The organism is Pedobacter sp., from assembly GCF_041645105.1.
Classification (GTDB): Bacteria; Bacteroidota; Bacteroidia; order Sphingobacteriales; family Sphingobacteriaceae; genus Pedobacter.
The window spans coordinates 330,989-346,860 of record NZ_JBAZQQ010000002.1 but is presented as its reverse complement, the minus strand read 5'-3'; the positions used below and the strand labels follow the sequence as shown (position 1 = coordinate 346,860).

Sequence of the window (15,872 nt, the reverse complement as noted above, 5' to 3'; positions counted from 1 at the left end):
AATCAATTTTTAATCATGGTATAAGTCCCTGTTTTTCCGTCAGCATTCACTGTCAGCGTTAGGGTGTAATTTCCTGCAACAGCAACTTTAGCATTGCCAGCTCCTTCACCGATAGATATTCCCCAATCGTGGTTTTTTCTAAATTTAAATTCACCGGCATCAAGATTAGTTTTCAACACATAGGCCCCCTTTCCATCATTGATGAATTTCATATCAGTATCCAGGATCCAGCCACTACCTGGAACAGCAGCTCCTATAATAGACCATATGTCGGCCGCTGCGATAGACCAAGTCAGCGTGTTCATATCTACTGTTAATAATTGTGCTCCTGCAGCAGTATTTCTTAGATTTCCGCCTGTAGTACTTAATTTACCAGCACCACCATCACCATAAGAAAGATCCCATTTCTTGGCTGGTGCAATTTTAAACTCAGAATTAGCGGCAGTAAAATTGATTACCCCAACATAAACACCATTACCAGTTACCGATACAAGACTATCAGTATTTAAAATATCCCAGCCTTGATAAGCACCAGGTACATAAATCCAACTGGTTAATGGGAATGGTCTGGCACTAATTCCTACCACATTACTATAAACTGGCTCCTGGTTTTTAGAAATGGTAGATTTCACTCTGATTTCAACATCAGAGTTACCAGATGTTGGCAGATTTAATGCCAGCAGCAGGTTATTAAAATCCAATCCATTATAACTTTTACTGGTTGCTTTAGGATCAAGTGCAAATTCTCTTGTTTTATTAACCGAAAAATTCTCTCCTTTGGGCGATAATTGTAAGGTATTTGTAATAGCAGCCTGATAACCAAAATTAGCTGCATCGATAGTAAAAGTAATCACATTGGTGGTTATCAGACTTTTATCTAAAACTACCGTTGCCACAGATGCTTTTAAAGAGCCACCTGTACCAGATGTAGCCACTACCGGAGCTTCATCTTTTTGACAAGACCACAATCCCATAGCCATTAAGCCAAGAGTGATGGATTTTAAAATAAATGATTTCATATCTATTAAATATTAATATCCCGTATTCTGTGTAAGATTTGGATTAGCGATCACATCTGAAATAGGTAATGGTAGCAATGCTCGGAAATCTTCCAATGATTTCCCGGCCTTAACTCCACCTTTCCATGGCCACAAATACGCTGAACCAGTAAATTTCCCAAAACGAATCAGATCTGTCCTACGATAACCTTCCAGGTAAAGTTCTCTGCCTCGTTCATCCAGAATATCGTTCAATGTAATAGCAGATACATTTCCGGAGGTATTCCCATAAGCCCTTTGTCTAAGGGCATTAAAATAAATCAAGGCCTGATTCATTGAACCTCCGCTACCACCGCGTAGTACAGCTTCAGCATACACCAGATAAAGATCCGCCAATCTCATCAAAGGAAAATCCAGGGAAGACATTGTCCCATCCTGCGAGCCACCCATCACTCCTGTAGAACTGACATTCCTGAACTTAGTTGTCCTAAGTCCATCTGTAGAAACCGCTATGTCATCATTGGCAACTTTAGTCCCAAAGAACAAAGCCCGCTTGTCTGTATTACCACTATAATCTCCAAACAATAGAGGTAATGTACTCTTAGCACGATAGCCACTCCATCCTCCACCCGGCACACCAAATGATGCTGGATTCATAGTTGGATCTATATTCGCATTAATCAGGAAAGTAGTTCCGCCATAAGTCTGAGTTTTAAAACCATCATAATTGATGGTTAATATGATCTCTTTGCTCGTTTGATTGTTATCCGTGAGGAACAAGTTTTTATAGTTAGCAGCAAGCGTATAACCTGCCCCAATAACTTTAACTGCATAAGTAATAGCCTCAGTATATTTACCTTTACCAGCACCCAGGTAAACTTCCGAGTTCAGATAAATATGAGCTAAAACCGTCCATGCTGCAGCACGATCTGCCCGTCCATATTCATTGCTCATTGGTGCGGCCAGCTCCCCTTCTATCGCCTTCAACTCAGACTCCACATAATTAAACAAATCAGCCCGTTTAATTTGCTTAGGGTTGATTTTACCAATCTCATCAGCCTCCGTAAGGAAAGGAGGATTACCATATAAATCCATCAATACGCTATACTGATAAGCACGCAGGAACCTGGCCTCTGAGCGGTATAAATTGATATCAGCAACTGCGCTTCCGGTTATATTGCGACTACTTAATTTCTCTGGAGTACTTTCTCTCAGGAACTCATTTACCAGGGTAATCTGATAAATACTTCTGGCATATAAACCTTTAATCATGATGTTATCAGGCTCTGGCATTCCATATATTGCATCAGGAATCCCTGGATCAGGCCATGCACAACTCGATTCATCACTTGTCAGCTCCTGTAAGTTCCAGTATTGTCTTAAAAAATCTGTCTGGGCAGGATCAAGTCCTGCCAAATCGCCCACTATATTGGTTGGTCCCTTTACCCCCACCAATGCCCATGCTCCATAAACTTTAGCAAAGGCTTGTTTATAACCTTGGGGAGAACTGTAAACCTGTTCTGCAATGATATCATTGGTAGGAATAAGGTTTAAACTATCTTTTTTACAAGAGAAAGCTACTGTTCCCAAAATCAGCAAAGCAGCTTTATATATTTTATATCTATTGCTCATCTTCTTATGTTTTAACTAAAAACCAACATTTACACCCAGTGTATAAGTTCTGGGCCTTGGATATAAATTGTAATCTATGCCTGAAAAGATTTCAGGATCAATACCCTTGTAATCAGATAGCACAAATACATTCTGACAATTCGCAGAGATAGATAAAGTTGCAGTACCGGTCTTAGACAAACGTCCGGCATTAAAATTTAACCCCAGGTTATCCATCTTAAGGAAGGATGCATTCTTCAAATAATAATCACTCTTGTACTGGTTGTTTGCAAATCTCGTCTTATAAAGATCAGTACTGGTATTATTGATGAACTGCTCATTTAACATAAACCGGCTAACGCCAAATTGCGAGGAAACATTATCATAAATATACCCACCCAGGTTAGACCTCAATACCGTACTCAATGTCCACTTACCATAATTAAAAGCAGTAGTAAAGCCCATTACATAAATTGGAGCGGGTGATTTATAAAACCTCCTGTCATCATCTGTTACTCTTCCATCTCCACTCAGATCTTCATAAACACCTTCCAAAGGAAATCCGGAAACATCATAAACTTGTTTATACAGTAAAAAAGAATAAGGTTCAAGACCAACAGTATGATATTGCACATAATTATCAATACCACCAGTAATCCCTCTGGCCTGCAATTTAAATCCTGGGTTATTTTGCAAAGTCAAATTGGTCACTTTGTTTTTATTGTAACTCACATTAAAGCCAATATCCCAGTTCGCCTTTTCAGTTTTTATTAATGCAAAATTGATACTTGCTTCAATTCCTTTGTTCTCCATATTCCCGACATTGGTTAGCAGCTGGTTACTATAATTGGTTCCAATCGAGATTTCTACTGTGGACAACAGGTCTTTTGTTTTCTTGTAATAAGCATCTATGCTTCCGTAAATGCGTCCGCCCCAGAAGCCATAATCCAAACCGGCATTATAGGTAGTCGTTGATTCCCAGCGTAAATCTTTATCATAAGGAAGCGGACTATACATATGGTAAAATTCGTTCCCAAACTGATATTGTGCCTGGTCTACGCTAAGACTATAATTAGGTAAATAAGCATAATTCCCTATCCCATCTTTATTCCCGGTTTCACCATAACTTAACCTGATTTTGAGATCAGAAATCGCTTTGCTATTCTTCAGGAAAGCCTCTTCCTTAACCCGCCATGTAAAAGCTGCTGAAGGGAAATAGCCCCATCTGCCGTCCGGATTAAATTTAGAAGAGCCATCCGCACGCATAGTGGCAGATAAAATATACCGATCGGCCAGTGTGTAAATGAAACGACCATAGTAAGAGAGTAATTTATTCCGCAACACATCAAACGGGAAATTAGGCATAACCTGCACCTCGCCCAATGCATTATATGTTGGCAATCCATAATTCTTCTTAGCATTATCATAATAACCATACCCTGCCGTAATATTAAAATTACTATTAATGCTTTCTACATTTTTTGTATAATTAAGATAAGCCTCCAGAAACTTATCCTGTTGAGTTCCCAGATAAGCCAGCGAATATCCCTTAGTTAAGAAATTTGAAGCAGCATTTGCAGGAATATTGGTTACCCCCTGTCCTTTAGCTACGTCGTAACCGATATTTACATTGGCATGCAATTCAGGTAAGAAGTGGAAAGAATAATCTAACTGAAGATTACCATAACTACGGTCGGCTTTTCCCTTATTGGCATACATTTCTAATAAAGCAACAGGATTGCGCGCAGTATTGATATTGGGAACTTCATTAGGCGCTACCCCGCTAATCCATTCAAAATAATTTCCAAACTTATTATTAGCGTGCACAGGTTGCGTAGGATCAAAAGAAATCGCATTTGGAACTGCCAGCTGATTGGCAAACCGGGTATTCGAAATAGTACCTTTTAAGTTTAAATCTATTTTTAAATGATTGTCAAATAAACTCGGTGTTAAACGAATGCCACCTGTCCCCCTTTTCAACTCATCTGTACGCATGATCCCCTTCTGGTCTAAATAGCCAGCAGAAATCCGATAAGGCACATTATGGAAATTACCAGATAGGGTAAAATTGTTATCCGTACCGAAAACATTGTCGTAAATTTCGTCCTGCCAATCGGTATTTGCAGTACCCAATACCGATTTTGTTGCTGCAGTCCCATTTTCATTCACATATGCCCTTACCTGTTCAGCAGAAAATACATCTACCTTTCTGGCAACTGTAGCATAAGAGTTATTGGTATTGAAAGTGAATGTCGGTTTGGCACCGCCTCCTTTTTTAGTAGTGATCAATATCACCCCATTAGATGCCCTGGAACCATAAATAGCTGTTGCATTTGCATCCTTCAACACTGTAAAACTTTCAATATCGTTAGGATTAATCATAGAAAGCTGACTTGATGATCCACTAATACCTTCACCACTTAATGGAATCCCATCAATTACATAAAGCGGATTATTGCTTGCTGTTAAAGAAGCTCCACCCCTGATTCTGATGGTTCCTGAGGATCCCGGCTGTCCGCCCCCAGGTACAATCACCACACCTGCTACCTTACCCTGAATCAATTGATCCGGAGTGGTAACCGCACCTTTTTGAAAATCTTTGTCGTTAACTGTAGTAACTGCGCCGGTAAGATTTTTACGGGTAGTAGTTCCATAACCAATCACTACAACTTCTGTCAGACTCTTCGCATCAGGCTGCAGGTTAAAATCTACCCGAGTATTTCCAGCAACTGAAACTGGTTTTTCGAGTACCTGATAACCAACGTAACTGGCAGCAAGTATAATATTTCCAGCAGAAAGGCCGCTTAAGCTATAATTTCCTTTGGCATCGGTAGCGGTACTTCTTGTTGTTCCTTTGACAACTACAGAAGCACCTGGGAGTCCCTGACCAGTTTCATCCAGTACTTTTCCAGACACCGAACCACTTTGGGCACTCGCCTGAAATACCGATAAAAAAAACAGCAGAAAAAGTCCCGGTTTTAAAGGATAAAATCCGTTCATACAATAAATTGGTTAAATTTATATTTGGTTAAATGTTGTTTTTCAATCACCTACTTATCTGTTCGCCAGACTTGTACGCCATATGCACCAAGAGTTGCCTCTATCGTACCATCCTTAACAATTCCCTTGGCTGTCCCATATAATCCTGTAGCTTTTCGGGCAGCTGCATCACTAATTTTAAACTGCTGTTCCTGATCGGATAGATTTACTGCTACCACTACTTTTTGCTGCCCAAGGTTTCTGCTAAAAGTATAAACCTTAGCATTGTTGTTCTTTAAGGTCTGATAAGTACCCTCCACTAATGCAGCCTGTTTTTTTCTTACCGCGATCAGATCTTTATAAAAATTCCATAAAGAAGCCGGATCATCTTTCTGCTCTTCAAAAGAAATACCATCATCGCTTTTTACTGTACTTGTATCCCACCATGGGCCACTGTTTTTATACCAAAAAGCCATTCCTATACCTTCAGCCTGTTTGTGCCATTCAAAAGCTTCCCGGGATGGAATCTCATTCGCATCTGTAATGCCACCATATTTACCAAACCAGGTATCCCCAAGCATCCCTATTTCCTGTCCGTAATAAATAGAAGGAATACCACCTATCAGTAAATTTAATGCAGCTCCGACTCTTTCTTTTCCAGGATTTTGCTTTACAACTGTCGGAAACCTTGCGATATCATGATTCTCTATAAACACGATCTGTTGCTTGCCAGCCGGAGTAGTGGAAAAGGTGGTATCAGCAAAGGCAGCAATCTTTTCTTTATCAAAAGAAGGAATGGCCTGCTGAATACGAAAAGCAAAAACCCGGTCTACTGCCGCTTTATCAAGATATTCAATCCCATATGAACCCCAGTTGGCCTGTTCAGCCATAATGGTGATCTTAGGGTTGACTTCCTTTAACTGTTTAATCAATGGTACCCAGAACGTGGCAAACAGATTTGTTAAACGTTTTTTGTTATCCAGGTCATCCATCATGTGATCCAGGCGATAACCGTCTACACCATCATCAAATTTCCCATCCCCATTCGGGTCAAGCCAGAATTTAAACAACCTGGCATTGTAATCATGTACAGCCTTACTGTTTAGATTTACTGTAGTAATTTTGCGGACAGTTCCATCAAAACCCTTTAAATCTTTAAGGTCATAAACGATAGTAGATGGTTTGGTTTGTGCCAGGTCATCATACAATATATACTCAGAAAACTCAGATGCAGGATTGTTTAACGATTCTTTATACCATTGGTGGTCTTCAGTTACATACTGAGTCTCCATATCCATATAAATCTTCATTCCCCTGTTATGGATATCCTTTACCAAAGCAATATAGTCGTCCATGGTTCCATACTTCGGATCTATCTTATCAAAATTGCTGGAATAATAATTATGATAATAAACAGATTCATATAGAGGTGTCATCAGAATAGAGGTTACACCTAAATCCTGTAAATAGCCTAATTTTTCTTTTAATCCTTTTAAATCGCCGTGCTGATCCTCATTTGCATCATAAAAACTACGTTGAAAGACATGATACATAACTTCAGCATCCTTTGCTCCCTCTTCTTTCTGTGCAAGGCAACCCATCCCCAAAAGAGAAGCAAATAGTAAACCTGCAATTTTGTGTTTAATTCCGTTCATAAATAATTTGGTTAGTATTGTAATATAAGGGACGAAAGGGTATTAAAAGAGCGCTATTGCTGCTATTAAAGCAGCAAAGGGTTCAGTTCAGAATCAGCAAGTGTACCGGCAGCCTTCCCCATAAGCCATTGCTGACGATCATTCTCCTGCCATTTATGCTGTGGTTCGGTTACTTTTGCCCCATCAGCAAAGTAAATAATCGTCATTACCTCACGCATTTTATCCGAGCTGTTACCAGGGGCATTATGAATTGTATAACCTCGATGAAAAGTGGCATCACCAGCTTTCATGCTAGATGGTCTGCTGATCTCAAATCCCTTTTCCTTTACATGATCCTCAAAGGCATTTTCTGATTCATCTGAGATGATAAAATCAAACACATTATCATTTTTATGAGAACCTGAAGCAAAGGTAAGCATGCCCATTTCTGCATTTGGAATATCTATCAGTGGCATCCACATGGTAACGGTATTATTGGTATCTAAAGGCCAGTAATTCTGATCTTGATGCCATGGTGTTGGCCCCCCTCCTGGTTCTTTAAATAAAGCCTGATCATGGTACAAACGTACATTGTCTACGCCTAACAAATCTGCTGCAATTTTAGCAAAACGTTTAGCCAGTACAAATTTCTTAACAGCATCATCTCCACGCCATAAATTCATAATCTGTAAAAAGGCCTTTCCGTAAGTATCTCTATCTTCCAGTTTCCTTTTTTCTTCATTGTACTTAGCAGCAGCACTGCTGATCACTTTTTGATAAGACGCAGCATCTTCACTGCTTATTACCTGCTTAATCAGGATATGTCCGTTTTCCTTAAACTCTTGTTTTTGATCCTGGGAAATTTCTTTTAAATCATTAAGATCGGGTAGTTGCATACTTTGGGTGTTCATAATCTTTAAAATTGGTTAATTCAAAGTAAAGCCAATAACCCTTGAAAAAAAATGAACAAATTACCTGAAAAGTGGTATATATTATCCACATTATCTTTAAATCAAAATAATACTGATAAATTCACCAATTTATAATACACTAATTTTCCCTGTCATAGCCTATCATAAACTTCTTCCGATAGCTAAGTGGACTCAGTCCCATTTTGGTTTTAAAAACTTTATAGAAGTGAGAAACATCTGTAAATCCACTATTGAAGGCAATATCGGATACAGGTTTATCCGTTTCTATCAATTGCTGGGTTGCATAATTGAGGCGATACTGGATCACCATCTCCATAAAAGTTTTACGGGTAATCTTTTTAAAGTACTTACAAAATGCATTGGTGGTCATATTTGTTAATGCAGCAGCGTCGTTTAGAGATACCTGTTTCCTGAAGTTCTCTACAAGGTAAGCCAAAACCGGATTAATTCTTTTTTGATCAACCAAACTTAGACGGGCTACATTTGGTTCTTTATCTAACAATACCAATTTGGACGACTGCGTAAGCTGATAAAGGATCTTAAGAAAGTCTATTAATATATGAAAGCTATCCTGCTGTTTCATGGCTAAAATAGCTGCATATACCTGTTCAAAACTGATTTGATCAAACCATATTCCATTCGCAGCTTTTTGAAACATGGATTTAATAGGCGCATTTTCAGGCTTATCAAAAAAGCTATCCCCCATAAAATCTACTGAAAACTGTATCACGATTGCCCCTGCATCAGGTTGCTTTTCTGGGACAAGTTTCCAGCAATGCGGCAAATTAGCCCCTACCAGTACCATATCACCAGCTTTAAAATCGGCCATATGATTACCAATATAACGCTTGCCTTTGCCATTTAAGATCAAAGTCAGCTCATATTCAGCATGAAAATGATAAGGCGCCCTAAAAGCCTCATCACCAAATGCACGGATCAGAAAAGATTGTTCACTTGCGGGTTGTACAATTTCAGGTGTCGCTCTAATCATTGTCTTTTTTTAACTCTAATATAATTTATTTCTATCCAAAAAGATAAAATACTCCATTTTTAAGCCAACTTCTGCATTGTATGTATAAGTTATTAACCTTTATTTTGAGATAAACCAGCCTATCTAAAAAAACGGATAGAAATATAAATACTGTAGGAATGAGTAAAATCCCATTAACCATTGCATTGCTGATTGGAATAAATTGCTGCGCGCTTCAATTGGTGGCGCAAACTGTTAAATTAACCATCAAAGTTATTGAGCCATTTAAAACAGCAGACACCTTATTGATTATTGGCGATCAGCCACAATGGGGAGACTGGATTTATCCACGCAGTCAGAAAATGCAAAAGATAAACGACAGTACCTGGATACAAGAGATTAGCTTACCTGTAAATACAAAAGTAAACTTTAAAATCACCCGTGGTTCTTATTATAAGGAGGCACTTTACAACAACAATGGACAAGTTCCCGCTGCTACCGCATTAACATTAACAAAAGATACCATTTGTACCTTACGTCCAAGTAGCTGGAATGACATTTATCAACGCAGTATTACAGGCACAGTCAGATACTACCATAACTTTAGCAGTCCTCTATTAAAAAACACACGAAATGTAGTGGTATGGTTGCCCCCATCTTACGAGAAACAACCCGGTAAAAAATACCCGGTATTGTATGCACACGATGGTCAAAACATCTTTGACCATACCAATGGGTCAGGAAATGAATGGCATATGGATGAAATTGCCGACAGTCTGATGCGAAATGGTCAAACCGAAGAATTTATCATTGTAGGTATTGCCAATACGAAAGACCGTTGGGTCGAATACTCTGGTACTCCTGAAGGGATGAATTATATTAAATTTATTGCGACTGAACTCAAACCATTTATTGATCGCAACTTCAGGACTTTAAAAGACAAAGCCAATACAGCTGCCATAGGCTCTTCTATGGGTGGACTCATCTCGTTTTATATGGTGTGGCATTACCCTGAAGTTTTTTCTAAAGCCGCATGTTTGTCCAGTGGTTTTTACTTCGACGAAGGAAATATACTGGCTAAGGCTGCACAACAAAACAGTCGTCTAAACGGCAGCAAGCTTTACCTGGATTGCGGCGGATTAGATCTGGATAAAGATTTCTTACCGGCAAATGAGCAGATGAACAAAATTTTATCGAAAAACAAGCTCATCAAATTAAAATATGAGTATTTCCCAGACGATAAGCATAACGAAATTGCCTGGGCAAAAAGACTTGATATCCCATTAACGTTCCTTTTTGGAAAATAAAATACATACGCCATGTCTATCAAATGCAAAGCAGCGATCACCAATGGAAAGGGTGAATTTTATATAGGAGAAATACAGGTTGGTGAGCCAGAATCTGATGAAATCAGGATAAAAATCATGTCTGCCGGTTTATGCCATACAGATTTCGACTCCCTGAACTGGGGTAAGAAAATGGTGATCGGTCATGAAGGTTCGGGCATCATTGAAAAAATAGGATCAGCAGTTACCGGGTTTAAAATAGGCGATCAAGTGATTCTAAATTGGGCAATGCCCTGCGAACATTGTTTTCAATGTATGGAAGGCAACCAACACATTTGCGAAAACAACTCACCTGTTACAGGCGGCATGTACGGTCCAAATGGTGGACATGCCCATAGTTTAGGTACTATTATAGACGGAGAGGCTGTTGAACGTTCATTTAACCTGGGCACTATTGCCGAATACACTTTAGTTAAAGCATCAGCAGCTGTTATAAACACATCAGCAAAGATGTCATTTCCTGCAGCAAGCATTATCAGCTGTGGCATCATGACAGGTTACGGATCTGTTGTAAATGCAGCCAAAGTGAAACCAGGCACCAGTGTAGTTGTTTTAGGCACTGGAGGCGTTGGCCTCAGTGTGATACAGGCCGCTAAAATATCAGGTGCAGTAAAAATCATTGCGGTAGACATCAATCCGAAAAGATTAGAAATGGCTCTGGCATTTGGTGCCACCGATACCATCCTTGCAGAAAAAACGGATAAAGGTTTATTAAATGCGGCCTCACAGGTTAAAGCAATGACCAATGATCGCGGGGCAGATTATGCATTTGAATGTACTGCCATCCCTGATTTGGGGGCTGCACCACTTGCAATGGTTAGAAATGCTGGGACTGCTGTTCAGGTAAGTGGAATTGAACAGGAAATATCATTTGACATGAATTTATTTGAATGGGATAAGGTATATATCAATCCTTTATATGGGAAATGCAGACCGAAAGTTGATTTACCAGCCATCGTTGCCTTGTATGACAAGGGTTTGCTTCAACTTGAAGAAATGGTTACCAACACTTATCCTATTAACGAGTTACAACAGGCTTTTGATGATATGCTGGCTGGCAAAAATGCCAAAGGGGTTATTGTATTTAATTAAATTTTGAGCTATATGTCTGCATTCAGAACCTTAGAAATATCAAATCCTGCGTTCGAAAAAGATCACCTCCGATTCATAACCATAGGAACAGATACGCTTGCCGGCAGGGCAGATATATGCGTATTTGTCCCCCCGGGAACTGATGAACTTAAAAATTTACCTGTAGCAATTTTGCTGCATGGCGTATATGGAAGTTCCTGGAGCTGGGCCTTTAGCGGAGGTGTACACTTACTAGCTATGGATATGATTCAGCGCAGAACTTTACCGAATATGATCATTGCCATGCCTTCTGATGGTCTATGGGGAGACGGCTCTGCGTATTTGCCCCATCATCAGCAAGATTTCGAAAAATGGATTAGCACTGATGTACCACTTGCACTTGCTGAAGCATTGCCTCAGGTATCAAATCAATCGGCTTTTTTTATCTGCGGATTGTCGATGGGTGGTTTCGGAGCATTAAAGATTGGCGTGAAATACCAACATTTATTTCGGGCTGTTTCTGCACACTCCTCCATCACTGCGCTCGAACAAATGAATCTGTTTACCAAAACTGCTGTCTCCACCTATCATCAGCCAGATCCTGTAGATGAAACCGTTCTGGCAACGATCCTAAAATTCAAAGATATCTTACCGCCAATTCGTTTTGACTGCGGACAGCAAGATCTCCTGATTAATCAGAACCGAAGCTTGCACCAGCAATTGAAAGAACACCAGATAGCTCACCAATACGAAGAGTTTGAAGGGGGACATGAATGGCCTTATTGGCAGGAACACGTATCAAAATCTCTACTTTTTTTTGCGCAGCATCTCCATACTAATTAAAATCCTATTTTATAGTCCAGTTCCATTTCAACCATATATCATAAAACTTCAAACCAAATCGTATGAACATAATACAAAAGCGTACCATTAAACCACAGCTATCCCTTTATCAGATCTTTAACATGAGCTTTGGTTTTCTGGGCATACAATTTGGCTTTGCATTACAAACCGGGAATGCTTCCAGGATTTTGCAAACTTTTGGGGCCGATATAGAGCATTTATCTTTATTCTGGCTGGCGGCTCCTATCAGTGGAATGCTTATTCAACCCATTATAGGCCATTATAGCGACCATACCTGGACACGTTTAGGACGCAGGCGTCCATATTTTCTGGTAGGTGCAATCATCGCCGCCATTTCTCTGGCTTTAATGCCTAATGCCGTATGGTTTACTGCAATGCTCCCCCCACTAATGATTGGTGCGGGTATGTTAATGCTCATGGATGCTTCATTCAACGTGGCTATGGAGCCATTTAGAGCACTGGTGGCCGATAATCTACCCAGCAATCAGCGCAGTATTGGGTTTTCGGTTCAAACCTTTCTGATTGGCACAGGAGCGATTATAGGATCATTTCTACCTTACCTACTTGCTGAGTACGGAGGCATTTCAAAAACAGCAGCTCCCGGCGAAGTTCCAGACAACGTAATTTACTCCTTCTATGCTGGGGCTTTAGTTTTGCTTGGCACCTTATTATGGACTGTTTTTACCACCAAAGAATATTCTCCGGAAGAACATCAATCATTTGACCCGGATCACCATACTGAAGCGTCTAAAAAAGGATTAATACATATTCTGAAAGACTTTTCTACCATGCCCCAAGTCATGGTCAGATTGGGCATTGTACAGTTCTTTTCCTGGTTTGCGTTATTTTCTATGTGGGTATTCACCACACCCGCAATTGCACAGCACATATATCATCTCGCTCCAACAGATACCTCTTCTACACATTATGCCGATGCAGGCAATTGGACAGGAATTCTTTTTGGAATATACAATGTGGTATCGGCCATATATGCAGCCTTGCTTCCTTCTCTATTTAAAATAATGGGCAAACGAAATACACATATCTTTTCATTAGCTGCAGCTGGAATAGGCTTATTGTCGATCTATTTTATTCATGACGTACACTTATTGATCTTTCCAATGATTGCTGTTGGACTGGCCTGGGGTAGTATCCTGACTACTCCATACGCCATACTTTCCAATTCCATTCCATCCCACAAGATGGGTATATATATGGGGCTTTTTAATTTCTTTATTACCCTTCCACAATTGGTAAACGGCTTTATAGGTGGCTATATGATCAAATATTTATTTGATGGGTATGCCATTTACGCTTTAATTACGGCTGGTGCTTTTATGATTCTGGCTGCATTATCCACTCTTTTGGTTAAACCACAGAATAAAGAAGCGATATAGCCTTTAAGCCAACTGTGCGTAACAAAGTCCGGCCTGAAAATCCAATAATGCTTTTTTTCTAATGATCAAATCTGTTGCCCGGGCCTTGCTCACGTCATAACCTATAGCCTCAAATTGCTTTAATGTATGTTCCAGCTCATAAAAATCACGATATTTCATTTTTAATTCGTACAAAACATGCCTTTGTGCTGCTATGAAGTGGAAATATCTAAAAATATTTAGATCTCTTTCCTTTAACCGGACATTTAACAAATCATACTCATCCTTCAAAGCAGGGTCATTGCTAATTTCATTTAACCTGTAAACATCATTTATGGCCTGTTCATTAAACAGCTGATCAATATGATAGATAGGGATAACTACAGGATTTTGATAAATATCTTCAAGTTTTTCGGTAAATGGCTCTCTGTAATTAAAGTAACCGTTATAAACATCTGGATATTTCTTATCATAATTCATATTGTCGTTAGGTTTTGATTAGGTTCTGCAAATTAAAAAAATAAAACTTAATCTCAGCTAAAGTGTTAATATATAAGGTATCTGTTAGCATTTAACCATAATACAATTGCGATGGAAAATTTAGAAATACAACCGGAAGACTTCGATATTAACATTAGTTTAAATGGTTCTATGAAGACAATTCAGGTGAAACCTGAAGAAACCACAGATGGTGCTGAATATTTCAAATGTAATCTGGACGGTAAAAACATTACACAGATCAGACAGGAAAAAGATGGGAGTTGGGAACAGATTTGGGGAGATCTAAGCAATATTGATGTTGTTAACATTGGGAAAGCAATAGCTGCATATAGCAGATAGAATGGCAAACAGACAAATTATCAATACTATGAGTATACATCAAAATACCTTAAAATTACGTTCCGGAAAATTTTCTATTGAAAAACAACACTACGAAAATATAGCATTGAATGAAAGAATGATCTCTATGCTATTAGGGGGATTCTTAATGGGAAGAGGAATAAAACGTCCACTTCGTACTTCATTTTTATATGGTTCTTACCTGGCATACCGTGCTTTCACAGGTCATTGCATGTTTTATGAACTGCTCGGCATTGATGCGAGCAGGCCACATGCAATTAACATAAGAGGTGAATTTATTATCGATCGCCCTACGCAGGAAGTTTATACTTACTGGCGTAATTTGAGTAACCTCCCAATAAGTATAAATCATCTGCTAAATGTGGAAATGGAGGGGGAAAATCTCTCCCGTTGGAAATCTAATATCCTTGGCAACGTATTTCCTGTAGATTGGCATGCTGAAATTGTTAAGGATGAACCCGGACGGTTAATTGGCTGGCGTTCCGCTCCCGGCACATTGATTCATCACATTGGCCGGGTTGAGTTTGCTGAGCGTACGGATCCACAGGAAACGTTACTCAAAATTATAATTTCCTACCACCCACCTGCAGGCGGTATAGGATTAGGCCTTGCTAAATTATTAAATCCCTACTTTGAAAGCTTACTTAAAAAAGAAATTAAAACGTTTAAATATAAAATAGAAACAACTATGCCGCTCCACCGGTTTTAGCTACAATCATCATCAAAAAGCTAAGAATATACAAGGAAAGGATAATGATGGTGATAATACCCCAGAACTTAAACAAGGACTTCATCTTTTTCATTGCTACAGTAAAATTCTCCTGATCAGCATATAAAACTGCTGTAGTCGCTGCATTTGAGTATTTGAACAATAAAAAGCTAGGATAAAACAGCATTAACGAAAGACATAAAAAATACACCGTTAAAAATGCAGTTCCCATTTGTACTAAAGCATTCCCGGGCGCTGCTAATGCTAGCCCATCGATAATTGCATTGGCACTAAAAGCCATCAAAGCTAGAAAAACAGCTACCACCAAGCCCACAACGGAAAGAAATTTCGTCCACTTTGCTGTTTCATAAATATAACTTCTGATCTCTTCTGTTACCACCAATTGCTCTTGCTCCTGACCAGATTCTTCTACTGACTCAGCTTCTTCAAAATTATCCATAGTTGTTAATTATTATTCAATAATGTTAAGTAGCCCTAAACATAAAAAATATTTTTAAAAA

At 39.1% G+C, this 15,872-nt stretch carries 14 protein-coding genes; 6 read left to right on the top strand and 8 right to left on the bottom strand.

What is annotated here, in order from left to right:
* Positions 1-2: 2 nt before the first annotated feature.
* The 6 genes from WC623_RS07655 to WC623_RS07630 form a co-directional block, all read right to left on the bottom strand.
* Positions 3-1,019, bottom strand: coding sequence for a SusE domain-containing protein (locus WC623_RS07655; protein WP_372849607.1), 1,017 nt, complete (start codon positions 1,017-1,019; stop codon positions 3-5).
* Between the two features lie 12 nt (positions 1,020-1,031).
* On the bottom strand, positions 1,032-2,630 hold the full coding sequence (locus WC623_RS07650) for a RagB/SusD family nutrient uptake outer membrane protein (RefSeq protein WP_372849605.1): 1,599 nt from the start codon (positions 2,628-2,630) through the stop codon (positions 1,032-1,034).
* A 15-nt stretch (positions 2,631-2,645) separates the two neighbouring features.
* On the bottom strand, positions 2,646-5,609 hold the full coding sequence (locus WC623_RS07645; RefSeq protein WP_372849603.1) for a SusC/RagA family TonB-linked outer membrane protein: 2,964 nt from the start codon (positions 5,607-5,609) through the stop codon (positions 2,646-2,648).
* Between the two features lie 50 nt (positions 5,610-5,659).
* Positions 5,660-7,243: an alpha-amylase family glycosyl hydrolase gene (locus tag WC623_RS07640; RefSeq protein WP_372849601.1), complete on the bottom strand. Its 1,584-nt coding sequence runs from the start codon at positions 7,241-7,243 to the stop codon at positions 5,660-5,662.
* A 65-nt stretch (positions 7,244-7,308) separates the two neighbouring features.
* Positions 7,309-8,133 carry a phytanoyl-CoA dioxygenase family protein gene (locus tag WC623_RS07635; RefSeq protein ID WP_372849599.1) on the bottom strand — a complete coding sequence of 275 codons (825 nt, stop codon included), beginning with the start codon at positions 8,131-8,133 and terminating at the stop codon, positions 7,309-7,311.
* Between the two features lie 139 nt (positions 8,134-8,272).
* Entirely contained in the window at positions 8,273-9,145 is an 873-nt protein-coding gene (locus tag WC623_RS07630; protein WP_372849597.1) for an AraC family transcriptional regulator, read from the bottom strand.
* A gap of 158 nt (positions 9,146-9,303) precedes the next feature.
* On the opposite strand from WC623_RS07630, the gene WC623_RS07625 reads away from it, so the two are divergent.
* From WC623_RS07625 to WC623_RS07610, 4 genes are all read left to right on the top strand, one after another.
* Positions 9,304-10,431, top strand: coding sequence for an alpha/beta hydrolase-fold protein (locus tag WC623_RS07625; RefSeq protein WP_372849595.1), 1,128 nt, complete (start codon positions 9,304-9,306; stop codon positions 10,429-10,431).
* A 12-nt stretch (positions 10,432-10,443) separates the two neighbouring features.
* Positions 10,444-11,562, top strand: coding sequence for a zinc-binding dehydrogenase (locus WC623_RS07620; RefSeq protein WP_372849593.1), 1,119 nt, complete (start codon positions 10,444-10,446; stop codon positions 11,560-11,562).
* Between the two features lie 12 nt (positions 11,563-11,574).
* On the top strand, positions 11,575-12,384 hold the full coding sequence (locus WC623_RS07615; protein ID WP_372849591.1) for an alpha/beta hydrolase: 810 nt from the start codon (positions 11,575-11,577) through the stop codon (positions 12,382-12,384).
* 62 nt (positions 12,385-12,446) lie between these two features.
* Positions 12,447-13,802 carry an MFS transporter gene (locus WC623_RS07610; protein ID WP_372849589.1) on the top strand — a complete coding sequence of 452 codons (1,356 nt, stop codon included), beginning with the start codon at positions 12,447-12,449 and terminating at the stop codon, positions 13,800-13,802.
* A 3-nt stretch (positions 13,803-13,805) separates the two neighbouring features.
* Here the strand turns inward: WC623_RS07610 and WC623_RS07605 are convergent, their stop codons facing one another.
* A complete protein-coding gene (locus WC623_RS07605; protein WP_372849587.1) occupies positions 13,806-14,261 on the bottom strand; it encodes a hypothetical protein in 456 nt (151 codons plus the stop codon).
* A gap of 111 nt (positions 14,262-14,372) precedes the next feature.
* Between WC623_RS07605 and WC623_RS07600 the strand changes: the two genes are divergently transcribed.
* Positions 14,373-14,621, top strand: coding sequence for a hypothetical protein (locus WC623_RS07600; RefSeq protein ID WP_372849585.1), 249 nt, complete (start codon positions 14,373-14,375; stop codon positions 14,619-14,621).
* 28 nt (positions 14,622-14,649) lie between these two features.
* Positions 14,650-15,351, top strand: coding sequence for a YgaP-like transmembrane domain (locus WC623_RS07595; protein WP_372849583.1), 702 nt, complete (start codon positions 14,650-14,652; stop codon positions 15,349-15,351).
* On the opposite strand, the gene WC623_RS07590 is transcribed toward WC623_RS07595, so the two are convergent.
* Positions 15,329-15,811, bottom strand: a complete 483-nt coding sequence (locus WC623_RS07590) for a hypothetical protein (RefSeq protein WP_372849581.1) — start codon at positions 15,809-15,811, stop codon at positions 15,329-15,331. The genes WC623_RS07595 and WC623_RS07590 overlap by 23 nt on opposite strands.
* Between the last annotated feature and the right edge of the window lie 61 nt (positions 15,812-15,872).